We start from the raw sequence: 22,977 nt of genomic DNA on the forward strand, positions 1-22,977 counted from the left end.
GGACAGACCCCCGTCCGACTGACCGGACGGAGACCTGTCCTGGTGCCTCAGCTCGGGAATTTGCCCTGGTAGACATGGTTCTTGCCGGTGCCGCCGGAAAGCTTGTCCGTGCCGCTCTCACCCGCGAGCCAGTCATTGCCGGCGTTGCCATACAGGCTGTCGTTGCCCGCACCGCCGTACAGCGTGTCGGGGCCCGCGCCACCGGCCAGGTAGTCGTTGCCGCTCTCGCCGGCCAGCAGGTCGCTGTCGGTGCCGCCGTAGATCTTGTCGTTGTCCGCGCCACCGATGACGTAGTCCTCGCCGGAGTCGCCGTTCAGCACATCGCTGCCCTTGCCGCCATAGACCATGTCGTCACCGCTACCGCCGTAGTAGGTGTCGTTGCCGCCACCCTCCCCCGCGAGGTAGTCGTCGCCGGAGTCGCCCCAGACCTTGTCGTTCCCGGCCAGCGGGTAGATGGTGTCGCTCCCGGCTCCGGCGCAGATCAGGTCGTTGCCGCCGTTGCCCTCGATGTAGTCGCCACCGCCGAGCGCGATGATCACGTCGTTCTTCGACGTGCCGATCAGATCGTCATTACCCGCCGTGCCGACGATGGTCGGCGCCTTGCCCCCGCACGAGAGGGCGGCCGTGGCCGGGCCGGCACCGGCCAGCGCCAGGCTGCCGAGAACGGCGGCGGTCATACTGAAGATCGCAAAACGCTTGCGCACGTTCACGAACTGCTCCTTGAGTTCCGGCCGGGCCAGGCATTGCCTAGGCCTCGGCGGTCGATCCGCCAGATACTTCGGCATCAGATGTGACGTTAAAGCCGTTTCGCCGGTATCGGGGCGAAAAGCCGCATCAGACAGTCAAGAGTTGGACCACAGTTCACCTGGCAGTGATCCGCGAGCCCGGATTCCCCAGCGCGTCCGCGATCTGACCGGCCGCCCGATCGCCGCCCGGTCGCCGCCGGATCCCAGTCGGTCATGGTGATCTGCGTCCGCTGATGCCGCCCCGGAGGCCCGGAGGATCTGCGTGATAGGACTGCAGACGTGAAAATCAGACCCGCCCAGTTCTCTTCGGACCTCGATGCGATCGTCGGTCTGAATCGCGAGTACCTGACCTGGGCGACCGGCCGGCTGCTGGAGGAGTTCCAGCAGGTCATGCCGGTTCCGGACGACGCCGAAGCGGCCGGGCAGCTGCGGAAGTTCGACGGCCCGGACGCGGCCCTCCTGGTGATCGAGCACGAGGACGACCTGATCGGCATGGGTGGGTTGCGCACGCTGGCACCCGGCGTCGTGGAGGTGAAGCGGATGTACGTGCGGCCGGGACACCAGGGGCAGTGCGTCGGCTCGGCCCTCTTCGATGCCCTGCTCGGGACCGCTGTCGACGAGCTCGGTGCCGCTACGCTCCGCCTGGACTCGTGCCGGTTCATGGCGCAGGCCCAGCGCCTTTACGAACGTCGGGGTTTCGTCGAGCGGGATCCCTACGAGGGCACCGAGATCCCCGGCGACCTGCAGAAGTACTGGCGCTTCTACGAGCGGGGCGACATCGCTCAGGGCTGATTCACAGGCAACCTCGGGGCGCCCCGGCGCGACTCCCCTCGTCAGCAACCAGTCGATCGAGGGGAACCTGAACCCAGATGAAGACCGGAAACCACAGGCTGCGGCGCATCGCGGTCGGCAGTGTGGTGGCGATCGCCGTCGCCGCGGGAGGCGCGACCGTCGCCGCCGTGGCTGCCAACCCGTCCACCACGGCCGCCACCACCACCCCGGTCAAGGGCGACGTCGTCACCCTGATCAACAAGAACACCACGTACTGCGCCGACGTCCAGGGCAGCTCGACGGCCAAGGGCGCCGTGGTCGTCAGCGCGACGTGTGACTCCTCGGACGCCTTCCAGCAGTGGACGGTCGACACCAGCGGCACCGAGCTGGGTTTCGTCAACAAGGGCAGCGGTCTGTGCCTGGCGGTCACCGACTCGACCGCGGGCAGCAGCCTGGTGACCACGACCTGCGCCCGGACGCAGGCGCAGTTCTACGCGATCAAGCCCTCCACCACGTACTTCCTGATCGACAACGACCAGTCCGAGCTCTGCCTGACCGACACCGGGTCCAAGACCCTGGCCCCGGGCAAGGCGCTGAGCCAGCAGACCTGCTCGACCACGGCCAGCACCGACAACTGGAGCTTCGGGACGGTTTCGGGCAGCACCCCGGTCACGACCACGACCACCAGCGCCGCCTCCAGCAGCACCGGCCTCAGCACCGGTGACATCTGGGTCTCGACCAGTGGCAGCGACTCCGCGGCCGGCACCAAGGCGGCTCCCTACGCGACGATCGCCAAGGCCCTCTCGAGCGTCAAGGCCGGGCAGACGATCGTGCTGCGCGGTGGCACCTACAAGCCCACCGCCACGCTCAAGCCGGCCACCAGCGGCACCTCGTCCCAGCGCATCATCATCGGCTCGTACACCGGTGAGAACGCGGTCATCGACGGCTCCAAGATCTCCTCGGACTCCTGGACCTGGAACCAGACCGCCAGCTACATGACCGTGCAGGACCTCGAGGTGAAGAACGCGCTCAACCACCCGGTGGTGTGCACCTCCTGCGCCGGCGTGATCTACCAGCGGCTGCGCGTGCACGACAACCAGGAGACCGGCATCGCCCTGCGCGGTGACGGCACCACGAACAACAAGATCCTCGACAACGACCTGTACCTGAACCACGACGACGCGACCAAGGGCCAGAACGCCGACGGGATCGCGATCAAGTTCGGCACCGGCACCGGGAACGTGGTCAAGGGCAACCGGATGTACAACAACGCCGACGACGGTATCGACCTCTGGCACTTCCTGTCCCCGGTGACCATCCAGGACAACTGGGCCTACGGCAACGGCGTGAACCGCTGGAACATCTCCGGCTGGGAGGGCAACGGCAACGGGTTCAAGCTCGGTGGCGACAACCTCTCCGCGAACCACATCGTGAAGAACAACGCGGCCTGGGACAACAACGCCAACGGCTTCACCGAGAACTCCAACACCGGCAGCCTGACCCTCACCCGCAACACCGCCTACGACAATGCCGCCGCGGGCTTCTACTTCAAGATCTCCACCTCGACGCTGACCGGCAACGTGTCGGTGGCCAACGCGACCACGGCCACGATCGGCACCGGTGTGAAGGTCTCCAGCAACTCGTGGCAGAGCGGCACCTGGAGCGCCTCCAGCTTCAAGTCCGTCAGCGCGACGACCGCCGTGGGTTCCCGCGACGCCGACGGCACGCTGCCCACGGTCACCTTCCTGGTGCCGTCCAGCTCCACCACACAGGGCTCGACGATGACCGAGTCCTGATCAGTGGTCCGGTGGCCGCCCGACAACGGCGGTCACCGGGCCCGTCCTCAGATGCCGAGCAACTGACGGGTGACCAGCACAGCGTTGTCCATCGGCTGGAGGTGACGGTTCACCTTCGCCATGACGCTGGCGCCCAGCCACAGTTCGTACAGCGACTCCGCGGTCGCCCGGGCCTCACCGCGCACGGTCAGCGACCCGTCTTCGATGCCGCCGGCGATGGCCTTCTCCACGCGGTCGATCACCTGGGATGTGCCGGACTTGAGGGCCAGGCGCATCGGCTCGGACATGTCCGCCACCTCGGCCCCCAGCTTCACGGCCAGACAGCGGCCCTGGCACTCGTCCAGGCTCTGGGTGTCACGCCAGTTGTCCCAGTAGGCCATGAGCCGGTCGGCCCAGGGGCGCCGGGTGTCGCCCAGGAGCTGGTCCATCTCGCGCAGGTAGTGCTCGAAGTAATACTCCACCACCGCCTCGCCGAACGCGTCCTTCGAGCTGAAATAGTGGTAAAAGGAGCCTTTCGGCACGCCCACACTGCCGAGCAGCTCGTTGATGCCCACTCCGGCATAGCCTTTGTTGGCGAAGATCTTCTCGGCGGAATCGAGCAGGGCGACGCGGGTGCCCTGGTCGGCACGCTTCGGTGACATAGCAGTCAGCCTACCTCTTGATTAGACCGGTCGTCTCTATTCGTCGACCCCCTCGACGATGGGCACCCGGTAGTCGGCCCCGGCCTGACGGTGCGGCAACGCCGCCTGGTAGGCCGGGCTCTCGTACCAGCGCAGAGCGTCTTCCCGGGTGGGGAAGCGGTGGACGAGCACCCCGTCCAGAGGCTCGCCCTCCAGGGTGTGGATCGCCCCGTAACCGATGACCGGGGTGATCGGATGCCCGGCCCGGGCCGGCCGGGCCGAGGCCGCGTAGGCCTCCAGCTCGGCCGGATCCGTCACCCGCTCACGGAGCATGATCACGTAGGCACTCATGCCGACTGCGCAGCCAGAGCCTTGATCAGTACGTCGGCAGCCTCGGCCGAGGAGCCCGGGTTCTGCCCGGTGATCAGCAGGCCGTCCTGGAGCACGTACGACGCCCAGTCCTCGCCCTTGGAGTAGATGCCACCCTGCTCGACCAGCACGTCTTCCACCAGGAAGGGGACGACGTCGGTGAGGCCCACGCCCTCTTCCTCGGAGTTGGCGAACCCGGTGACCTTCTTGCCGGCCACGACCGGGGTGCCCTCCTCGTTCACGACGTGCCGCAGCACGCCGGGGGCGTGGCAGACCAGGGCGGTCGGCTTGCCCGAGCGCAGGAAGTCCTGGATCAGGGTGATCGAGTCCCGGTCCTCGGCGAGGTCCCAGAGCGGGCCGTGGCCGCCGGGGTAGAAGACGGCGTCGAAGTCGGCCGCCTTCACGGTGGACAGCACCTGCGTGGAGGCCAGGGCCGCGGTCGCCTCGGGGTCGAGCTCGAAGCGGCGGGTCAGGTCGGTCTGGAACGACGGCTCGTTGCTCTTGGGGTCGAGCGGCGGCTGACCGCCCAGGGGTGATGCGAGCGTGATTTCCACGCCGGCCTCCTTCAGGCCGTAGTACGGCGCGGCCAGCTCCTCCAGCCAGAAGCCGGTCTTGAGGCCGGTGTCGCCGAGCTGGTCGTGGGAAGTCAGAACGAGCAGGACCTTCATGGTGGACGCGCCTCACAAGTCAGTTTTTCGGATGTGGGTCAGGCGGTTTCGCATCCCGGAGAGATGTCCGAACCGGTCTGCGTTCCCGTCTGACCAGAACACTAGACGACCGGTCTACTTCTGTCTACTGTGACGGCATGACAACCACCCACCCGGTCGCCATCACCCCTGCGACCCCACCTCGTACGGCCGGTCCGGACGCCTGGAAGCGGCCCGCATTCGGTGCGCTGGTGGTGGCCTGGGGCGCGAACATGTTCGCCTCCCTGCTGCAGACCTATCGGGGCGACCTCAGCCAGGTGCAGGTGACCACCCTGTTCGGCGCCTACGCGCTCGGCCTGATCCCGGCCCTGCTGGTCATGGCCAAGGCCTCCGACCGGCTCGGCAGGCGCGCGGTACTCAGCGCCGGTCTGGTCCTGTCCGCGACCGGGACCCTGCTGATCCTCGCTTCCGGTAATGCCTTCGGCGGCATCCTGGCCGGGCGCATCCTGGTCGGGATCAGCGCGGGGGCGGCTCTGGCCCCGGCCACGGCCTGGATCAAGGAGCTCTCCGAGGCCGGCGGACTCGCCGCGTCCGGGGCCCGGCGCGCGGCAACGGCCCTGACCGGCGGATTCGCACTCGGCCCGCTGGCCTCCGGCATCATCGTCCAGTGGCTGCCCGCACCCCGGCCCACGGCCTACCTGCTCCACGTCGCCCTGGTCCTGGTGGCCCTGTTCCTGATGGGCTCCGCTCCGGAAACCCCTGTCCGCACGAATGTTCCGGATGATGTGGCCGGGCCCGGCCTGTATGAGGTACTGACCGGCCGGCTCTTCCTGACCGCCGTCGCGTCCACTGCTCCCTGGGTGTTCGGGGCCGCCACCACCTCCCTGGCCGCACTGCCCGTCCTCGTGCCGCTGGGCGCCTACGGCGCGGTCGGCAGTGGCGCGATCGCCGCCCTGACGCTGGGCACCGGCATCCTGGCCCAGCCCCTGGCCCAGCGTCTGGCCCTGAGTTCACCGGCCCGGCCGTTCCGCGCAGGCCTGGCCGCCGTGATCGTGGGCATGCTGGTGGCCGCGCTGACCGCCGCCACGGGATGGGTTCCGCTCCTGGGCATCACGGCCGTCATCCTGGGCTCCGCCTACGGGCTGCTCCTGGTCAGCGGTCTGAAAATGGTTCAGGCCCTGGCCCCGGCACAGCACGCCGCGATGACGACGGCCGTCTTCTACGCCCTCACCTACGTCGGTTTCGCCGCGCCGGTGGTCATTCCCGTCCTGTCCGCCGCCTGGAGCCCCACGATCGTGCTCGTGGGCGTATCGGCCCTCGGACTGATCAGCCTGGCAACCACTTTCATGGCCTGGCCGCGTCGTCGATAGTTATCAGCGGGAACGAGACCGACCAGCGCCGCCGGACCACCGACTCGGTCCGGCGGCGCACTGCGTCCGCTCCAGCGCCTTTGACATTCCGGGCCGCCGGGAGACGTCAACTTCCGATCCTGGTGGCCGCGGTGATGGCGATGCTGATGTCAGGAGCCAGCAGCACCCAGGACAAGTGCCTGAGCTCGAGCTTCGCCGGAAGCGTGTACCCCACGCAGTGCAGCGGCAGCATTCATCGCCGGTGGCAGCGGGTGAGCAATGGTGAGTTGCGCCATGCCGGAACCCATCTCTGCCTGAGTGCGAACGCTGCGAACGTCTACACGACGGGATGCAGCCACCGGCATGACGGCAAAACCGTGATGTGGTGCCGTCGCCGGAGCGAGGGCACCACATCACGGAGGTGTTCTGGTCGTGCGCGGGGATCAGGCGCCGAGGAATTTCACCAGGGCGGAGTTCACCTCGTCGGCGTGCGTCCACAGCAGGCCGTGGGGCGCACCCTCGATCTCGACGTACTCGGCATCCGGCATCAGGGCGGAGAACCGGCGTCCGGTGACATCGATGGGCAGGATGCGGTCTTCGGTGCCGTGCAGGATGAGAGTGGGCCTGGCCGCGTCCTTCACCGCCTGCACGTCCTTGCGGAAGTCTTCCAGCCAGGACGGGACGACCGCGTAGGCCGCGACCGGAGCACTCCTGGTGGCGGTGTTCCAGCTGGCCCGCACGACCTCGTCGCTGATCCGGGTGCCGAGGTTCTCGTCCAGGTTGTAGAAGTTCTGGTAGAAACCCGTGAACCAGGCGTAGCGGTCGGCCCGGGCCGCGGCCACGATGCCGTCGAAGTTCTCCGGCGGCACACCCTCGGGGTTGTCGTCGGTGCGCAGCACGAACGGCTCCAGAGAGGCGAGGAAGGCCATCTTGGACACCCGGCCGGCGCCGTAGGTGCTCACGTAGCGGGCAATTTCACCGGTTCCCATGGAGAAGCCGACCAGGATCGCGTTCTGCAGATCCAGTTCGGTCATCAGGGTGTTGAGGTCGGCGGCGAAGGTGTCGTAGTCGTAACCGGCCGCCGTCTTGGAGGACTGGCCGAAACCGCGGCGGTCGTAGGTGATGACCCGGTAGCCGGACTCCAGCAGGACCGCCGTCTGCTTCTCCCAGCTGTTCCCGTCCAGCGGGTAGCCGTGGATCAGGACCACGGGCTGCCCCTCGCCCTGGTCCTCGTAGTGCAGTTCGATGTCGGTCGAGTTCTGCGTGCCCACTGTGATCGTGCCCATGATCGTTCCTCATCCGTGGTGAAGTCGCACCGTGCGGTCCCGGTCGGTCCCGCTGAAAGAAAACTACTAGACGACCGGTCTACTTTCAAGTGAGCGGGCGAGGCCGCGAGATCGCGCTGGCGGTGAAGGCCATCCAGGCGCTCAGCAGCACGGAACAGGGCCAGGCGATCATCGCGGCGGAGAAGTTCGCCACCGAGTCGGTGGCCGGGGCCTTCCAGGACAATCTGGTGCAGGAGTACGAGGGGGTCGCACTGGGCGACGTGTCGGCGAAGGGCCGCCGGGCGATCCTGGCGTTCGTCGAGCGGATGGTCGGCAACGTCAAGGAGGGCCAGGCGAAGATCAAGATGGCCGAGATCCGCAAGCACCTGGACGAGACCTACTTCGCGTGGATCGGTGGAACCGATGACGACGCGGTCTTCTACGTGCGGGTTCAGTCTCCGGTGATCTGGATCGAGTTCGACTGTGAAGGGCCGGGCCCGCTGGGCAAGGGCGTGACCGGTTCCAGTCGTAACCACGTGCACTCGGACGTGCGAACCCCCAACGGCAATGACCACGGCAAGTCTCTGCTGGCACTGCACCTCGCGCTCGACCACTGATCCAGCCGCCGGGAGCGACGGGTGGGCGTCACCGCCCCGGGGCGTCCACCGTCCGGCCCGGCCGGAACTGACCACCGTGTCCGGGCCCCGCGCCCGTTCCGCATCATCGCTGGACACGTGCCCAGGGAAGACCCATGGTGCCCCCGACGGGATTCGAACCCGTACTGAAGCGCTTTTAAGGCGCCTGCCTCTGCCGTTGGGCTACGAGGGCGTACGGACACAGGTTATTAGGTCCACCATCCTCGATGTGCAGGGACTGCCGAGCATCACGTCATCCCGGGCAGGCTTACGCTCAGGAGCATGGGACATCTCGTGGACCGCCGCCCGGTCGTGCGTGTGCGTGGGGCCGGAGGGCCCGGGGCCACCGCGACCACCCGCCCCGACTCGCTCGCGGTGGAGGCGCCGCTGACCATCAAGGCCGGCGACACCACCATCGCCACCACCATGCGCACCCCCGGTCACGACCTGGAGCTGGCCCTGGGCTGGCTGGTCGCCGAGGGGGTGGCGCACGCCAGTGCCGACATCACCGAGCTGACCTCGTGCGACACCGACACCGTGCAGGTGCGCCTGGCTCCCGGGGTGCCCGTGCCGCAGGCCCGTCTGGGCGCCACGTCCAGCGCCTGTGGCGTGTGCGGCAGCGACTCGATCGCCGAGGTGCTCAACCGGCGCCCCCGGCTCTCGATGAAGGACGTCGTCGAGCCTCTGGTGGACGCCGGCACCCTGGTCTCGTTGCCCGGCAGGCTGCGCGAGGCGCAGCGCGCCTTCGACCGCACCGGTGGGCTGCACGCGGCCGGGCTCTTCACGCCCGAGGGTGAGCTGCTGTGTGTGCGGGAGGATGTGGGCCGGCACAACGCTGTGGACAAGGTGGTGGGCTGGGCCCTGACACACGGTCTGCTGCCGGCGTCGAACACCGTGCTGCAGGTCAGCGGGCGGGCCTCCTTCGAGCTCACGCAGAAGGCGACGATGGCCGGGATTCCCCTGCTGTCAGCGGTCTCCGCACCGTCCACGCTGGCGGTGGACCTGGCGGAAGAGGCCGGCCTGACGCTGGCCGGGTTCGTGCGGGGCGACTCGATGAACCTCTACGCGCACCCGGAGCGGGTGCGCGTAGAGGTCGCGGTCAGCGCTTAGACCAGGCCAGGCCCCAGGCCATCCCGTCGAGGATGTCGTGCTCGGAGGTGACCTGCTGTCCGATCCGGCCGGTGGCGCCCATCCGTTCGACGATGCGCCGCCAGACCAGGGCCCCGGCGCCGATCACGTCGACCCGGCCCGGGTGCATGAAGGGCAGCTGTGCCCGCTGCTCCCGCGGCATCTCGATCAGCTCGGTGCAGGCCTTCTCGACCTGGTCGAGGCTGAGCGTGGCGCCGTGGATGGCGGCCGGGTCGTAGGCGGGCAGACCCAGGGCGTGCGCGGTCACCGTGGTGATCGAGCCGGCCACCCCGACCAGCGTGCGGGCGTCTTCCAGGGCCACCTTCCCGGCGACCTGGGTCAGGGCGGCGTCGATGTCGGCGGTGGCGGCGGCCACCTCGGAGGCGGTCGGTGGATCGCTGCGCAGGTGCCGCTCGGTCAGCCGCACACAGCCGATGTTCACCGAGATCGCGCTGTCGACGGTCTTCTCCCCGAGGACGAACTCGGTCGAGCCGCCGCCCAGGTCGACCACCAGGAACGGCGCGTCGTGGCCGCCGGGCAGACCGCCGGTGGCCCCGGTGAACGACAGCTCGGCCTCCTCGGCGCCGGGGATGACCTCCGGCTCCACCCCGAGCGCCTCCCGGACCCCGTCGACGAAGATCTTGCGGTTGCGCGCGTCCCGGGTGGCCGAGGTGGCGACGAACCGGATCGAGTGCACCTCGTGCTGGTGGCACAGGTCGGCGTACCGGCGGGCGGCGGCCAGGGTGCGTTCCATCGCCTCCGGGGCGATCTCTCCGGTCTTGTCCACCTCCTGGCCCAGTCGCACGATCTCCATCCGGCGCTCGATGTCGACGAGCTCGCCGCGACTGCGGCTCACGTCGGCGATCAGGAGCCGGATCGAGTTGGTGCCGCAGTCGATTGCTGCAACGCGGGTCATTGTTCCTCCACCACTGAGCAGGGCCCTCTTTCCCACCAGCACGGCAGAGCGTCGAGAACTTCGTCCCCCAGCGGATTCACGCCCCGGCCGGCCGCGAGCGCGTGCGCGGCGTAGACGTGCAGGCACTTGACCCGGTCGGGCATGCCGCCGGCGCTGACGCCGGCGATCTCGGGCACCGGGGCGAGCTGGGCCCGCCGCTGGAGGTAGTCCTCGTGCGCCCGACGCTGGGCGTCTGCCAGATCCGGATCCTCGGCGATCCGGGCTGTCATCTCCTTCATCAGACCGGAGGCCTCCAGGGTGCCGATCGCACCGGCGGCCTTCGGGCAGGTCAGGTAGTACATCGTCGGGAACGGCGTGCCGTCGTCCAGCCGCGGGAAGGTCTGCACCACGTCGGGCTGGCCGCAGGGGCAGCGGGCGCCGACGGCGACCACGTTCCGGGCGGGCCGGCCGAGCTGACGGTGCACGGCCGCGAGATCTTCCGCGGTGGCCGGGGTCGGACCCGGGTTCCGCTGTGCGTCGGCGCCGCTCACGGCACCTCGGTGGCGGCCTGGGCCTCGCCCTGCGACCCGGCGGTCTGGGCCGACAGCCAGACGCTGGTGAACCAGGACCGGTTCCCCACGGGCACGTCGGCCTCGCCGGTGCTGCTCGGGCTGACACTGGGGCTGGGCGTGGGATCGGAGACCGCGTAACCGGTCTCCCCCGGCATCACGTAGTTGAGCCGGGAGCGGGCCTGGGCTCGCACGTAGTCGTCGTCCTTCCAGCGTTCCTTCTGCTTCTGCAGATCGGAGACGTCTTCCTGGGCCTGGCTGACCTCTGCCCGCACCGACTCGATCTCCGAGCGCTGCACCAGCCACTTCTGGAAGTAGGGCAGGATCGCAAGTGCGAGCGCGGCCATCACTGCACCGAGAACCCATACCGGGCGCCCGGTTCCGAAGCCGAAGCCGCGTCCGCGGGAACCTCGGCCGGCCGATCCGGCACGGGGCCGGGCCGATCCCGGCCGGGTGCTCGTGGGGCGCAGTCCGCCGGAGCGGGAGGCCGTCACCCGGGGCGCGCGCTTCTTGGTCGGGGTGTGTGAGATCGGGGAGCGCTGTGCCCTCGCGGCGGCGGCCTGTTTCTTCTTCGCCGCGGCCGCACGCTCGGCGGCAGTCACCGGTGAGGTGGGTCGCTTCACCGGTCGCTGGGCCGAGGCCCTCTGGGCGGCGCTCTTCTGAGCCGCGGCCTTCTGGGCGGCGCTCTTCTGGCCGGCACTTCGCTGGGCAGGGGTCTTCGAGGCGATGGTCTTCTTCGTGGCGGCCTTCTGGGCCGCCGGAACACCGGGGCCGGCCGCCCGCGCGCGGGGTGCGCGTGGTGCACCGGAGGGATCAGGGATCCCTCCGGAACCGGGCGCGGGCGGACGGCGTGGGCTCATCGGTGGGCGAACCGGGGGAACGCGCCGGCGCCGGCGTACACCGCGGCGTCGTCGAGCTCTTCCTCGATGCGGAGCAGCTGGTTGTACTTGGCCACCCGGTCCGAGCGGGCCGGGGCGCCGGTCTTGATCTGGCCACAGTCGACGGCGACGGCCAGGTCGGCGATCGTCGTGTCCTCGGTCTCGCCGGAACGGTGGCTCATCATGCAGCGGTAACCGTTGCGGTGGGCCAGGGCGACGGCGTCGAACGTCTCCGTCAGGGTGCCGATCTGGTTCACCTTGACCAGCAGCGCGTTGGCGGCGCCGGTCTCGATGCCCTGCTGCAGGCGGGCCGGGTTGGTGACGAACAGGTCGTCGCCGACGATCTGCACCTTGGAACCGACGGCGGTGGTGAGGGCCGTCCAGCCCTCCCAGTCGCTCTCGTCCAGCGGGTCCTCGATGGAGACCAGCGGGTAGTCGTTGACCAGGCTGGTGTAGAACTCAATCATCTCGGCGGAGGTGCGCTTGCCACCCTCGAACGAGTAGACGCCCTCGCTGTGGAACTCGGAGGCGGCCACGTCGAGCGCCAGGCCCAGGTCGGTGCCCAGCACGTAGCCGGCCTTGTCGACCGCGGTGGCGATGAGCTCCAGGGCCTCCTTGGTGCCGGCGACGCTCGGGGCGAAGCCACCCTCGTCGCCCAGACCGGTGCTCAGGCCCTGGGCCTTCAGCACGGACTTGAGCGAGTGGTAGACCTCGGCACCCATCCGCAGGGCCTCCTTGAAGGAGGGCGCACCGAACGGGGCGATCATGAATTCCTGCACGTCCACGCCGCTGTCGGCGTGGGCGCCACCGTTGACGATGTTCATCATCGGCACCGGGAGGATGTGCGCGTTCGGGCCACCGAGGTAGCGGAACAGCGGCAGTTCGGCCGACTCGGCCGCAGCCTTGGCCACAGCCAGGGAGGCGCCGAGGATGGCGTTCGCACCCAGGGTCGCCTTGTTGTCGGTACCGTCCAGGTCGAGCATCGCCTGGTCGATCATGCGCTGGTCGCTGGCCTCGAAGCCGAGGAGGGCGGGCTGGATCTGGTCGAGCACGGCGTTGACCGCGTTCTCGACGCCCTTGCCCAGGTAGCGCTTCTTGTCGCCGTCACGGCGCTCGACCGCCTCGAAAGCGCCCGTGGAGGCGCCGGAGGGGACCGCCGCGCGGGCGATGGTGCCGTCGTCCAGAGCCACCTCGACCTCGACGGTGGGGTTGCCCCGTGAATCGAGAATCTCTCGGGCTCCGACGGCCTCGATGCTTGCCATGCTTGCTGCTCCTGCTCGTCAGACCGGTTTCAGTGGAGTTTCTGTGGACCGTTACGTCTACGCAACTACGTAACCGAGCCTATCGTCCGGCCTGTGGCCCACCCCTCACCTGGGGGCAGGTGTCCGGGGGCCGAAGGTCCTGCTAATGCCTGACTCCCCACAAGTGGGATTCAGTCGAGTCCCAGTAATGCCCGCAGGTGCCGGGGCGGTGGCGCCCCGTGTGCCAGTAACTCGTCGTGCACCTGCCGTTTCGACCAGTCCGGGTTCTCCGCGTGAATCCGACCGGCCAGGTCGCGGATCTCGCGGTGCCCCACGTAGTAGGTGGACAACTGGGTGGAGGTGAGCAGCGCCCGTCGCCACTTGCCCGCCGCCTCACCCTCCTCCTGGTGGCCGCGAGCTGTCATCAGCAGCATCGCCTCGTCCTCGGTCATGCCGTGCGCGTGCACCCGCACGTCGAGGATCGCGTTGATCGCGCTGCGCAACGCCATCTTCAGCGTCATCAGCCGCAGCCACATGTCGTCGTCGTTGTTGCCGGAACCCAGGCCGAACGAGGCGATGAGCTCCTCGGCGTAGACCGCCCAGCCCTCGATGAACGTGCCGCTGCGGATCGCACTACGCACCGGCGTGGTGCCGCGGTACCGGTTGCCGTGCGCCAGTTGCAGCGCATGCCCCGGAATCGCCTCGTGCACCGCAAGATTGCGCAGCATGTGGCCGTTGTACTCGCGGTAGAAAGCGTCGGTGCGGGCCTGGTCCCACTCGGCGGGGGTGGGCGCCACGGCGAAGAACGTGGGGAGCGTGCCGTCGGCCGCCCCGGGCTCCAGCGGCCCGGGCGGGTCGCAGTAGGCCACGGCGATGCCGGCCCGCGACGGCGGCATCTCGATCACGTGGATCGGCGCCGGGGGCACGGTGACCAGATCGAGCTCCCGCACCCGGGCGGCCAGCAGAACCAGTGCCTGCTCACAGAGCGGGCGGATGGACGTGGGGGTCACCGGTGCGCTCGCGGCCGCCTGGTCGAGCACCTCCCGCACGAGCGTCTCCGACATCGGCCGGCCGCTGATCCGGCAGGCCAGCTCGGCAATGTCCTCCTCGATCGCCTGGAGGTCGCTCTCGGCCCGGGTGAGCAGGGCGTCGGGACCGGTCTCGGTGTCGAGGGTGTACCAGAGCCGGGCCGCGTAGTTGAGCTCGCCCAGACGCGGGTCGCCGTCGCTGACCGGCAGCTGCGCCTCCAGCCAGCGGGCGTGGTCGCGCAGGGCCTCCACCGCCGCGTCGCGCACCTCGCGAACCCCGGAGGCGAGGGACTCGTCTTGTGCCAGCAGTGGTTCCAGGTCTTCGGTCAGCAGCGGCACGGTACCCCGGGCCTGGCCGATGGCGGTCTGCACCGCGGGCCGGGGCATGTCGCGCAGCACGTCACGGGCCTGGGCCAGCCGCTGCGGCACCTGGCCCAGCCGGGCCGCCAGCGCCCGCAGCCGCTCGGGCGCCGGGCCCTCGCGGCTGATCAGCGGATACAGCCCGTCGGCGGGCAGGTGCAGGAGGGGGTCGTTCTCGAAACGGCGCAGCTCCGTCTGTTCCCACAGGGTGCCGCTCACCCGGGTCCGGAGGATCTCCAGGTCGACCCGGTCGCCCGGGGTGAGGGCGGTGTCGTCGACGTCGTCCAGCGCGGACATCGCGTCGACCAGCATCGAGGCCCGCCGGATCGTGGCCTCGACGGTGAGTTCGGTGGTCAGTTCGTCGTAACGGTGATCGCCCAGCTCGGTGGCCTCTTCGGGTGCGGCCTCGAGCAGGGCGTCCAGCACCTTCGTGGCGGCGTCACGGAATCTCGCGGTCACGATCGGGTCATCGTCCTGCTGCTCGCGCATGCACCCCATCGTGCCGCACGATCAGGCCAAGAACCCGCTCAGAGCAGGATTTACCAGCGGTTGCCGGTGATTCGCTCATAGACGTCGACGTAGAGGGCGCGGGTCTTCTCCACGATCTGCGCGGGGATCTCGGGGCCGGGATAGGTCTTGTCCCAGCCACTGGCCAGCGACCAGTCTCGGACAAACTGCTTGTCCCACGACTGCTGCGGGCCGCCCGGGGCCCAGGTGTTGGCCGGCCAGAACCGCGAGGAGTCGGGAGTCAGCACCTCGTCGCCGAGCACCAGCTCACCGGCGGCGTCGATCCCGAACTCCAGCTTGGTGTCGGCGATGATCACACCGCTGCGGGCGGCGATCTGCGCGCCCCGGGTGTAGACGGCCAGCGTCAGCTCCCGCAGCCGGTCGCTGAGGTCGGCGCCCTGCTGGGCCACCACCTCGTCGAAGGTCATGAACTCGTCGTGACCCTCGGTGGCCTTCGTGGTCGGTGTGAACACCGGCGCGGGCAGCTTCGACGCCTCCACCAGGCCCTCGGGCAGCGCGAGACCGGAGATGGCACCGTCGCGGCGGTACTCCTGCAGGCCGAGGCCGGCCAGGTAGCCGCGGGCGATGCATTCCACGGGCACCATGGTCAGTTTCTTGCAGCGCACGGCCCGGCCGGCCCACTCCGGCGGCACGTCGGTGCCGGAGATGATGTGGTTCGGGACAACGTCTTTGATCTGCTCGAACCACCACAGCGAGAGCTGCGTGAGAATCGCGCCCTTGTCCGGGATCGGCGTCGGCAGGATCACGTCGTAGACCGACATCCGGTCGGAGGCGACCAGGATGATGTCGTCGCCGTCGGCGTAGACCTCACGCACCTTGCCGGAGTGGAGCAACTGCGGGCTCATCTAGAACTGCCTTTCCTCATCGCGCAGAGGAGCCCAACTTACTGTGACGGCGGGACCAGCCGGCCCAGAGCCGCCCGCAGCGTGGCCTCGGCGTCCTGCCCCGACACCCGGGCCAGCACCACCAACCGCAACAGGGCCTCCGCCAGCTCGTCGCCTTCGGCCGCCTTCTCCACGGCCTCGTCCAGGTCGGCCCCGGCCCGGGACAGCCGGCCGATCATCTTCTGCGCCTTGGCGAGGGCCGGCAGCGTGGCCGGGATGCCCTCGAAGCCCTGGCGGCCGGCTTTCTCCGCCGCCTTCAGAACCTCCCACGACGCCTCGGCATCCTGCGCCGAACCAGCCGATTCGTCACCGAACACGTGGGGATGGCGCCGGATCAGCTTGGCCACGATCCCGGCGGCGACCTCGTCGATGCCGAAGCCCGCCTCCTCCTCCGCCATCCGGGCGTGGAACACCACCTGCAGCAACAGGTCGCCGAGCTCTTCCTGCACGTGGGCGGGGTCACCGGCCTCGACCGCCTCGATCACCTCGTGCGTCTCCTCCAGCAGGAACGGCAGCAGCGAGGTGTGCGTCTGCTCGCCGTCCCAGGGGCAGCCCCCGGGTGAGCGCAGCGTGTCCATCACCGCGACCAGGTCCAGGAGCCGCGAGCCAGGCACGTCATACGAGCCGGTCAGCACCTCCACCTCGGGCGGCGGCTGCGACCCGGGCACAACGGCACGGCGCGACAGGTGCTCGGCCAGGGCGTCGGTCAGGCCGGGGTCGCCGTCCTCGCTCCCCCACCACACCAGCTCCTGCCCGGCGCAGGCGTCTTCCACCAGCCGGCCGGCACGCTCGGCCACCGGCACCGTGGCGACGTCTTCCGGCGTCACCCCGGCCGCGGCCAGAGCCTCCAGCCAGGCGGGATCCGGGTCGACGGCCAGCACCGCACCGGCCGACCGAAGCCGGTCCCAGGCAGCGAAACTCAGCAGTCCGGGCGCGGTGCGTGGGCTGGTCAGCAGGATGGTGACGCGCCCCGCGTCCAGCGGGGCCTGATCGTCGCGACCCACTACGGCGCAGGCGTCTGCGTCGGAGCGTCTGTCGGTGCAGCGGCGTCCGGGCTCTCGGTCGGGGCCGTCTGCTCGGTGGGTGCGGTCGGCTCAGAGCCCTCCGTGGGCGCCGGGGCGGTTGCCGCCGGCGTCGCGGTGCTCTTCAGCCAGTTCGGCTGCGCCTGGGTGATGGTGAACGTGGTGTAGTCGATGCCGTTGCCGTAGCGCGGGTTGATGTGGACGCCCGCCTTCTTCAGCTTCTGCTCGATGGTCGAGTAGGTCGCCGTGATCTCCGCGGTGCTGCGGTCGGTCTGCAGGGCGGTGTTGGAGAGGTTGGCCTTCCACACCTCCAGCCCGGCCTCGCTCAGGTCGGCCTCCTTCACCGTGCCGGACGAGGCGAAGTCGAGCTTGGCGTCCTCGTCGGACACCCCGCGCCCGAGATCGGACGCGGCCTGGCTCAGGTACGGCTCCAGGATCAGCAGATTCAGGATCTGGGCCTGGGTGATGCCGGCATCCTGCCCGACCAGCGGCACGATGTCGCTGAACCCGTCCTGCACATCCCCGACAGCGATACGGCGTTCACCGATCACCGCGGCGGCACCCGCCTGACTGCCGGAACAGCCGGAGAGAGTCACGGCAAGAACGGCGGCCGCTCCGGCCACAAGAGCGCCCATACGGCGCGGCGTCGCGATCACGCACGAAATGCTATCGCCCGGGCACGACGCGTGGGCAGCTAAGGTCACCCCAACCTCCTGCGTGATCATGCAAATCCCCCAGCCTTCGGCCGGGAGGTGCCCCCACTCCCCGGAGCTCCTGAACTCCCGGCGTCACAGTTCTAGAACTCCGGGGAGGTTTTGCATGATCACGAACAAAAAATGGGGAGGGGAGGGGAGGGGACGGACGGGCGGGCGGGCACCTTGGGTGCCCACCCGCGTCCTCAATTCGCTGTCAGCTATCTGCTCGCGGCCGACGCCGCCGCCTTCACCGACGCCATCAGCACCGACTCGATGAACTCCCGCGCCCAGGAGAGCACCGCGACGTCACGCAGCGGCCGGCCGCCGATGCGCGCCGTGGTCGGGGCGGGCACCAGCACCGTCTTCGTGGCGGGCTTGTCCTGCGTGCCCGGGTAGAGACGGTGCAGCCGCATGCGGGCCGAGTCGGGCAGGTCGATCGGGCCGAACCGGATCGCCTTGCCCATCGTGGCGATCTCGGTGAGCCCGGCCTGACGGGCCAGGATGCGCAGCCGGGCGACCTCGAGCAGGTTCGTCACCACGTCGGGGATCGGGCCGTAGCGGTCGACCAGCTCGGCCTTCACCGCGTCCAGCGCCTCGTCCGAACCGACCTCGGCCAGCTTGCGGTAGGCCTCCAGACGCAGGCGCTCGTCGGGCAGGTAGGTGGTGGGCAGGTGTGCGTCCACCGGGAGATCGATCTTGACCTCCTGGTGCTCCTGCTCGTTGTCGCCGCGGTACTCCGCGACCGCCTCGCCGACCAGCCGGATGTACAGGTCGAACCCGACACCCGCGATGTGCCCGGACTGCTCGCCGCCGAGCAGGTTGCCCGCGCCGCGGATCTCCAGGTCTTTCATCGCCACGCGCATGCCGGCACCCAGGTCGGTGTTCGCCGCGATCGTCTGGAGCCGGTCGAGAGCCGTTTCGGTGAGCGGCTTCTCGGGCGGGTAGAGGAAGTAGGCGTAGGCCCGCTCGCGACCCCGGCCGACCCGGCCCCGCAGCTGGTGCAGCTGCGAGAGACCCATCATGTCGGCCCGCTCCAGGATCAGCGTGTTGGCGTTCGAGATGTCCAGGCCGGTCTCGATGATGGTCGTGCAGACCAGCACGTCGAACCGCTTCTCCCAGAAGTCGACCATCACCTGCTCGAGGGCGTGCTCGCCCATCTTGCCGTGGGCGGTGGCGATCCGGGCCTCGGGCACCAGCTCGTGCAGCCGCGCGGCGGTGCGGTCGATCGACTCCACCCGGTTGTGGATGAAGAAGACCTGCCCCTCCCGCAACAACTCCCGCCGGATCGCCGCGGAGATCTGCCGCTCGTCGTAGCCCCCCACGAAGGTCAGCACCGGGTGCCGCTCTTCCGGAGGTGTGGCCAGCGTGGACATCTCGCGGATACCGGTGACCGCGAGCTCCAGGGTGCGCGGGATCGGGGTGGCGCTCATGGCCAGCACGTCGACGTTGGTGCGCAGCTGCTTCAGGCGCTCCTTGTGCTCCACGCCGAACCGCTGTTCCTCGTCGACCACCACGAGACCCAGATCCTTGAACTGGATCTCACCGGTGAGCAGGCGGTGGGTACCGATGACGACATCGACCGAGCCGTCTTTAATACCCTCCTTCACCGCCTTGGCCTCGGAGTCGGTGGAGAAGCGGGACAGGCCCCTCACGTTGACCGGGAAGTTGACGTACCGCTCGACGAACGTGTCGAGGTGCTGCTGCACGAGCAGGGTGGTCGGCACCAGCACGGCCACCTGCTTGCCGTCCTGCACCGCCTTGAACGCCGCCCGCACCGCGATCTCGGTCTTGCCGTACCCCACGTCGCCACAGATCAGCCGGTCCATCGGGACCGTCTTCTCCATGTCCTTCTTGACCTCTTCGATGGTGACCAGCTGGTCGGGCGTCTCCACGTAGGCGAACGCGTCTTCCAGCTCCCGCTGCCACGGCGTGTCCGGCCCGAAGGCATGGCCGCTCGTCGCCATGCGCGCCGAGTAGAGCTGGATCAGCTCACCGGCGATCTGCTTGACCGCCTTGCGGGCGCGGCCCTTGGTCTTGGCCCAGTCGGTGCCGCCGAGCTTGTTCAGCGTCGGCTGCTCGCCACCCACGTACCGGGTGACCTGGTCGAGCGCATCGGTCGGCACGAACAGCCGGTCGCCCGGTTGCCCACGCTTGCCCGGCGCGTACTCGATCACCAGGTACTCGCGGGTGGCCCCGCCGACGGTGCGCTGCACCAGCTCGACGAACCTGCCCACGCCGTGCTGCTCGTGCACCACGTTGTCACCGGTGCTGAGCTGCATCGGGTCGACCACGTTCTTGCGGCGCGCCGGCATCCGGCGCATGTCCTTGGTGGTCGAGCCGGGGGCGGTGCTGCCGGTCAGGTCGGTCTCGGTGAGCACCGCGAACTTCAGCGCGGGAGCGATGAACCCCTGCGGCAGACGGCCGGTGCCGACCGCCGCCACCGACGGCGCCGGGGGCTGCGAGAGGTCGTCCACGGTCACCGCGGCCAGGTCGGCCTCGGTCAGCATCTCCACGACGCGCCGGGCCAGGCCACTGCCCTCGGTGATCACCGCGACCCGCCAGCCGTCGTGCAGCCAGCCACCGATGTCGGCGATGGTGCGCTCGCGGTCACCGCGGTACGGCTCCGGGGCCACCACCTCGGGCACGAACACGACTGCACCCTCGTCGCCCTCGTCGTGCGCGGCCTGACCGGTCTCGTCCAGACCGAACGGCGAGATGGTCCACCAGGGCAGGCCCTGCTTGAGGGCGTGCGCGCGCACGTCGGCCAGCGCCCAGAACGAGCCCGTGCCCAGCACCGGCTCCAGATCGATCGGCACGGCGCTGCCCGCGGCCGCGCTCAGCCAGCTCGCCTGGAGGAATTCCTCGCTGGTGGCAACCAGGTCGTGGGCCCGCGCGCGGATCCGCTCCGGGTCGGCCAGCACCACGTGGGTGTGGGCCGGCAGCACGTCGAGCACCGACTCCATCGCGTCGACGAGCACCGGGGTCAGCGACTCCATCCCCTCGACCGCCACCCCGGCCGCGACCTTGCCCAGCAGGTCGGCCACGCCGGGCAGGCGCTCGGCCAGCTCGGCCGCGCGCGCCCGGACATCTTCGGTCAGCAGCAGCTCGCGGCACGGCGGTGCCCACAGACCGGTCTCGGCGACGTGCAGACTGCGCTGGTCGGCGACCGCGAAGTAGCGGATCTCCTCCACGTCGTCGCCCCAGAACTCCACCCGCAGGGGGTGCTCCTCGGTGGGCGGGAAGACGTCGAGGATGCCGCCGCGCACGGCGAACTCGCCGCGGCGCTCGACCAGGTCGGTGCGGGAGTACGCGGCGGCGGCCAGGCGCTCGACCACCTCGGTCAGCTCGGCCTCCTGCCCCGCGTGCAGGGCGACCGGCTCGAGGTCGCCCAGACCCCGCACGACGGGCTGGAGCACCGCGCGCACGGGGGCCACGACCACCTGCACCGGGCCGTGCTCGTCGGTCTCGGGGTGGGCCAGACGGCGCAGCACGGCGATGCGCCGGCCGACCGTGTCGCTGCGCGGGCTCAGGCGCTCGTGCGGGAGCGTCTCCCAGGCGCCGAACTCGGCGACGGCGTGCTCGGGCAGAAAACAGCGCAGCGCGGCGGCGAGGTCCTCGGCCTCGCGGCCGGTGGCGGTCACCGCCAGGACGGGTCGCCCGCCGCCGCCCGGGGCGGGGCCGGCCAGCGCGGCGATCAGAGGGGCGCGCAGACCGGCCGGGCCGGTGAGGTCGAGCAAGGGCTCGCCGCCCTCGCGGGCGATCCGCAGAACGTCGCTCACGGCACGGTCGGCGGTGAGCAGGTCGAGGATTCCGGTGAGGCTCATGGCTCCGGGGGGTTGGCACTAGGGTTTTGCGAACAGCGTCGTCGCGTCTTGGCGAACAGCACAACGCGCCGGGCTGCACGGGCAGTCCGGGGCGTTGTCAGCTTACGGCGAATTCTCCGGCGCCGCCGGAGCCGAGCGCCCGAGCCACCCCGGGTGATTTCCGCAGGCCGGGAGCCGGTCGGCCGGTTGCTACCCCGATCTGAGCGACAGTTGAGGGGCAGATTCGGGAGTTCGGCACAGCACTCAGACGGCCATCAGAATTTCTGGACCCTGGCGCAATTGCGGCCGACTCATAAAATGATCCGGATCGGAAACGCACCCGGCACGGGGCCGGGCATTACGGCGGGTCGAATCCCCTCGCGGGAAAGAGACGCTGGGCATCTGTGGAGGGGGCACGTGCACGATCCCGCGTACGAGAGATCACTGAAGGTCGTCTACGATCGGATCGCACACAATTTCAGCCGCGCCGAACCACGGAAGCGCGCCTGGAACTATCTCGTCGATCTACCCAGGGCACATACCGCCGGTCTCCGGCGGGGCGAGACGGTCGGTCATTATTCCGGGGAAATTCGTGCCGACGGTGTGCAGAGATTGCTCACCTCGGCCCGTTGGGACGAGTTCTCCGTCCGGGAGGAACTGCGCGCCATTGCGATTCAGGCGGGCGGCCGCACCGGCGGCACCCTGTTCCTCACCGAGATCGCCTTCCCCAAAAAGGGCCGCAACGCGGTGGCGGTCGAACGTCAGTACAGCCACGACACCCAGCGCGTGGAGAACTGCCAGATCGGTCTGCTGCTCTTCTATCTGACCGCCGACCGGCAGGCATTCCTGATCGACTCCGAGCTGTATCTGCCGCCCGCGTGGGTGAGCGATCCGCAACGCCGGGAGCAGGCCCAGATCCCGCCCGAAGTGGTTTACCGCAGCAAGTCCGCGATCGCGGCGGAGATGATTCGCCGGGCCTGGGAAAGTTCCATCCGCCCGGTCTGGGTGGCCTGCAATCTCGTGTGCACCGAGAAGACCATCCTTCATCGCCTGCTACGGCGTTACGGGGTTCAGCACCTGGTGGCGGGCAGTGCCGGCGAGATGCAGGCCGGTGGCGTCGGACGGGCGATCACCGACGAGTCCGGCCAGCCCAACGGCACCACCCCGATGCCACCGGGGCACGAGATGCTCCAGTTACGCAACACGGTGCTGCACCGCTTCTCCACCCGCAGCTCCGACCCCTCGCGCATCGAGATGTCGTACCTGATGCTCTCGGGCACCAGCCGCAACGCCCGGGCCCGGTCGTACTACACGGCCTACCTGCGCCCCCACGCAGGCCTGGCCGAGGTGGTACCCATCGTGCAGCTGATCGAGGGAGCCGCCGCGCACTGCCGGGCGGTCAAGCAGAAGACCGGGCTGGGCCACTACGAGGTGCGCAGCTGGCGGGGCTGGTACCGGCACGTCACGCTCGCCTCGGCCGCCCAGATGGCGCTCGAGCTGGCCCGGCACGACAACTCGGCCGATCTGCGACCGCAGTACGTGGACCTGCGCGACGTGGCCTACGCGGCAGGGGGTAAGGGTCAGGCGGTCTGAATTCGAGATGAAGGACGCCGTTGAGCCCCGGTCCCCCGGGTCACCGACGGTCCGCCCGGGTCGGGGACAGTTTGCATGATCACGGCAGTGGAGGGGCCCCTGAGGGGGCGCCCCTTCTCCTGGTCGTGATCATGCCATCCCCCAACCTCAGCTCA

The 22,977-nt window shown here is 69.5% G+C and carries 20 protein-coding genes and 1 tRNA gene; 6 read left to right on the forward strand and 15 right to left on the reverse strand.

Translation table 11 applies throughout. The features are described 5' to 3' along the window. Positions 1 to 47: 47 nt before the first annotated feature. Entirely contained in the window at positions 48 to 710 is a 663-nt protein-coding gene (locus QSK05_RS09960; protein ID WP_285596351.1) for a calcium-binding protein, read from the reverse strand. A gap of 315 nt (positions 711 to 1,025) precedes the next feature. On the opposite strand from QSK05_RS09960, the gene QSK05_RS09965 reads away from it, so the two are divergent. Together QSK05_RS09965 and QSK05_RS09970 are read left to right on the forward strand one after the other, a co-directional pair. After that, the gene (locus QSK05_RS09965) at positions 1,026 to 1,538 is read left to right on the forward strand and encodes a GNAT family N-acetyltransferase (RefSeq protein WP_285596353.1); all 513 of its coding nucleotides are present in this window, start codon (positions 1,026 to 1,028) and stop codon (positions 1,536 to 1,538) included. A 77-nt stretch (positions 1,539 to 1,615) separates the two neighbouring features. Beyond that, positions 1,616 to 3,313 carry a right-handed parallel beta-helix repeat-containing protein gene (locus QSK05_RS09970; RefSeq protein ID WP_285596355.1) on the forward strand — a complete coding sequence of 566 codons (1,698 nt, stop codon included), beginning with the start codon at positions 1,616 to 1,618 and terminating at the stop codon, positions 3,311 to 3,313. 47 nt (positions 3,314 to 3,360) lie between these two features. On the opposite strand, the gene QSK05_RS09975 is transcribed toward QSK05_RS09970, so the two are convergent. Genes QSK05_RS09975 through QSK05_RS09985 form a run of 3 tightly spaced genes read right to left on the reverse strand, consistent with a single transcriptional unit; the run spans position 3,361 to position 4,970 of the window. Beyond that, on the reverse strand, positions 3,361 to 3,954 hold the full coding sequence (locus QSK05_RS09975; protein WP_285596357.1) for a TetR/AcrR family transcriptional regulator: 594 nt from the start codon (positions 3,952 to 3,954) through the stop codon (positions 3,361 to 3,363). Positions 3,955 to 3,990: 36 nt separating this feature from the next. Next, entirely contained in the window at positions 3,991 to 4,284 is a 294-nt protein-coding gene (locus QSK05_RS09980) for a DUF1330 domain-containing protein (protein WP_285596359.1), read from the reverse strand. Further along, positions 4,281 to 4,970 carry a type 1 glutamine amidotransferase domain-containing protein gene (locus QSK05_RS09985; RefSeq protein ID WP_285596362.1) on the reverse strand — a complete coding sequence of 230 codons (690 nt, stop codon included), beginning with the start codon at positions 4,968 to 4,970 and terminating at the stop codon, positions 4,281 to 4,283. Before QSK05_RS09985 ends, QSK05_RS09980 begins: the two co-directional genes overlap by 4 nt. A 137-nt stretch (positions 4,971 to 5,107) precedes the next feature. Here QSK05_RS09985 and QSK05_RS09990 point away from each other — a divergent pair, with 137 nt between their 5' ends. Then, a complete protein-coding gene (locus QSK05_RS09990; protein ID WP_285596364.1) occupies positions 5,108 to 6,319 on the forward strand; it encodes an MFS transporter in 1,212 nt (403 codons plus the stop codon). A gap of 422 nt (positions 6,320 to 6,741) precedes the next feature. On the opposite strand, the gene QSK05_RS09995 is transcribed toward QSK05_RS09990, so the two are convergent. Continuing rightward, complete coding sequence (locus QSK05_RS09995; protein ID WP_285596365.1) at positions 6,742 to 7,584, reverse strand: alpha/beta fold hydrolase; 843 nt, start codon at positions 7,582 to 7,584, stop codon at positions 6,742 to 6,744. 89 nt (positions 7,585 to 7,673) lie between these two features. Here QSK05_RS09995 and QSK05_RS10000 point away from each other — a divergent pair, with 89 nt between their 5' ends. After that, positions 7,674 to 8,180, forward strand: a complete 507-nt coding sequence (locus QSK05_RS10000) for a DUF3500 domain-containing protein (protein ID WP_285596367.1) — start codon at positions 7,674 to 7,676, stop codon at positions 8,178 to 8,180. A gap of 135 nt (positions 8,181 to 8,315) precedes the next feature. On the opposite strand, the gene QSK05_RS10005 is transcribed toward QSK05_RS10000, so the two are convergent. Further along, a tRNA-Leu gene (locus QSK05_RS10005) sits at positions 8,316 to 8,391 on the reverse strand. A gap of 89 nt (positions 8,392 to 8,480) precedes the next feature. Between QSK05_RS10005 and fdhD the strand changes: the two genes are divergently transcribed. Then, positions 8,481 to 9,308 (forward strand): formate dehydrogenase accessory sulfurtransferase FdhD, encoded by an 828-nt coding sequence (gene fdhD / locus QSK05_RS10010; protein ID WP_285596369.1) that lies wholly within the window; start codon positions 8,481 to 8,483, stop codon positions 9,306 to 9,308. Here the strand turns inward: fdhD and QSK05_RS10015 are convergent. From QSK05_RS10015 to mfd, 9 genes are all read right to left on the reverse strand, one after another. Beyond that, positions 9,298 to 10,242, reverse strand: a complete 945-nt coding sequence (locus QSK05_RS10015) for a Ppx/GppA phosphatase family protein (protein ID WP_285596371.1) — start codon at positions 10,240 to 10,242, stop codon at positions 9,298 to 9,300. The two genes, fdhD and QSK05_RS10015, sit on opposite strands and share 11 nt — an antisense overlap. Then, the gene (locus tag QSK05_RS10020; RefSeq protein WP_285596373.1) at positions 10,239 to 10,772 is read right to left on the reverse strand and encodes a DUF501 domain-containing protein; all 534 of its coding nucleotides are present in this window, start codon (positions 10,770 to 10,772) and stop codon (positions 10,239 to 10,241) included. Before QSK05_RS10020 ends, QSK05_RS10015 begins: the two co-directional genes overlap by 4 nt. Beyond that, positions 10,769 to 11,650, reverse strand: a complete 882-nt coding sequence (locus QSK05_RS10025) for an FtsB family cell division protein (RefSeq protein WP_285596375.1) — start codon at positions 11,648 to 11,650, stop codon at positions 10,769 to 10,771. Before QSK05_RS10025 ends, QSK05_RS10020 begins: the two co-directional genes overlap by 4 nt. After that, on the reverse strand, positions 11,647 to 12,930 hold the full coding sequence (gene eno, locus QSK05_RS10030) for a phosphopyruvate hydratase (RefSeq protein ID WP_285596377.1): 1,284 nt from the start codon (positions 12,928 to 12,930) through the stop codon (positions 11,647 to 11,649). The genes QSK05_RS10025 and eno overlap by 4 nt, the downstream gene beginning before the upstream one ends. A gap of 170 nt (positions 12,931 to 13,100) precedes the next feature. Beyond that, positions 13,101 to 14,786: a DUF885 domain-containing protein gene (locus tag QSK05_RS10035; RefSeq protein ID WP_285596380.1), complete on the reverse strand. Its 1,686-nt coding sequence runs from the start codon at positions 14,784 to 14,786 to the stop codon at positions 13,101 to 13,103. 50 nt (positions 14,787 to 14,836) lie between these two features. After that, on the reverse strand, positions 14,837 to 15,670 hold the full coding sequence (locus tag QSK05_RS10040) for a phosphoribosylaminoimidazolesuccinocarboxamide synthase (protein ID WP_285596382.1): 834 nt from the start codon (positions 15,668 to 15,670) through the stop codon (positions 14,837 to 14,839). Between the two features lie 38 nt (positions 15,671 to 15,708). Continuing rightward, positions 15,709 to 16,713, reverse strand: a complete 1,005-nt coding sequence (gene mazG, locus QSK05_RS10045; protein WP_285596385.1) for a nucleoside triphosphate pyrophosphohydrolase — start codon at positions 16,711 to 16,713, stop codon at positions 15,709 to 15,711. Further along, positions 16,713 to 17,387 carry a SurA N-terminal domain-containing protein gene (locus QSK05_RS10050; RefSeq protein ID WP_285596387.1) on the reverse strand — a complete coding sequence of 225 codons (675 nt, stop codon included), beginning with the start codon at positions 17,385 to 17,387 and terminating at the stop codon, positions 16,713 to 16,715. Before QSK05_RS10050 ends, mazG begins: the two co-directional genes overlap by 1 nt. A gap of 257 nt (positions 17,388 to 17,644) precedes the next feature. Continuing rightward, positions 17,645 to 21,250: a transcription-repair coupling factor gene (gene mfd / locus QSK05_RS10055; protein WP_285596389.1), complete on the reverse strand. Its 3,606-nt coding sequence runs from the start codon at positions 21,248 to 21,250 to the stop codon at positions 17,645 to 17,647. 396 nt (positions 21,251 to 21,646) lie between these two features. On the opposite strand from mfd, the gene QSK05_RS10060 reads away from it, so the two are divergent. After that, the gene (locus tag QSK05_RS10060) at positions 21,647 to 22,822 is read left to right on the forward strand and encodes an IS701 family transposase (protein ID WP_285596391.1); all 1,176 of its coding nucleotides are present in this window, start codon (positions 21,647 to 21,649) and stop codon (positions 22,820 to 22,822) included. The last annotated feature ends 155 nt before the right edge of the window (positions 22,823 to 22,977 follow it).

Source organism: Kineosporia sp. NBRC 101731 (assembly GCF_030269305.1).
In the GTDB taxonomy this organism is placed as follows: domain Bacteria; phylum Actinomycetota; class Actinomycetes; order Actinomycetales; family Kineosporiaceae; genus Kineosporia.

What these genes read in the sequence shown, in the direction of transcription:
- QSK05_RS09970 (WP_285596355.1), top strand. Translation starts at nt 1,616, where the DNA reads ATGAAGACCGGAAACCACAGGCTGCGGCGCATCGCGGTCGGCAGTGTG.
- QSK05_RS09975 (WP_285596357.1), bottom strand. Translation starts at nt 3,954, where the DNA reads ATGTCACCGAAGCGTGCCGACCAGGGCACCCGCGTCGCCCTGCTCGAT.
- QSK05_RS09980 (WP_285596359.1), bottom strand. Translation starts at nt 4,284, where the DNA reads ATGAGTGCCTACGTGATCATGCTCCGTGAGCGGGTGACGGATCCGGCC.
- QSK05_RS09985 (WP_285596362.1), bottom strand. Translation starts at nt 4,970, where the DNA reads ATGAAGGTCCTGCTCGTTCTGACTTCCCACGACCAGCTCGGCGACACC.
- QSK05_RS09990 (WP_285596364.1), top strand. Translation starts at nt 5,108, where the DNA reads ATGACAACCACCCACCCGGTCGCCATCACCCCTGCGACCCCACCTCGT.
- QSK05_RS09995 (WP_285596365.1), bottom strand. Translation starts at nt 7,584, where the DNA reads ATGGGCACGATCACAGTGGGCACGCAGAACTCGACCGACATCGAACTG.
- fdhD (WP_285596369.1), top strand. Translation starts at nt 8,481, where the DNA reads ATGGGACATCTCGTGGACCGCCGCCCGGTCGTGCGTGTGCGTGGGGCC.
- QSK05_RS10015 (WP_285596371.1), bottom strand. Translation starts at nt 10,242, where the DNA reads ATGACCCGCGTTGCAGCAATCGACTGCGGCACCAACTCGATCCGGCTC.
- QSK05_RS10025 (WP_285596375.1), bottom strand. Translation starts at nt 11,650, where the DNA reads ATGAGCCCACGCCGTCCGCCCGCGCCCGGTTCCGGAGGGATCCCTGAT.
- eno (WP_285596377.1), bottom strand. Translation starts at nt 12,930, where the DNA reads ATGGCAAGCATCGAGGCCGTCGGAGCCCGAGAGATTCTCGATTCACGG.
- QSK05_RS10035 (WP_285596380.1), bottom strand. Translation starts at nt 14,786, where the DNA reads ATGCGCGAGCAGCAGGACGATGACCCGATCGTGACCGCGAGATTCCGT.
- QSK05_RS10040 (WP_285596382.1), bottom strand. Translation starts at nt 15,670, where the DNA reads ATGAGCCCGCAGTTGCTCCACTCCGGCAAGGTGCGTGAGGTCTACGCC.
- mfd (WP_285596389.1), bottom strand. Translation starts at nt 21,250, where the DNA reads ATGAGCCTCACCGGAATCCTCGACCTGCTCACCGCCGACCGTGCCGTG.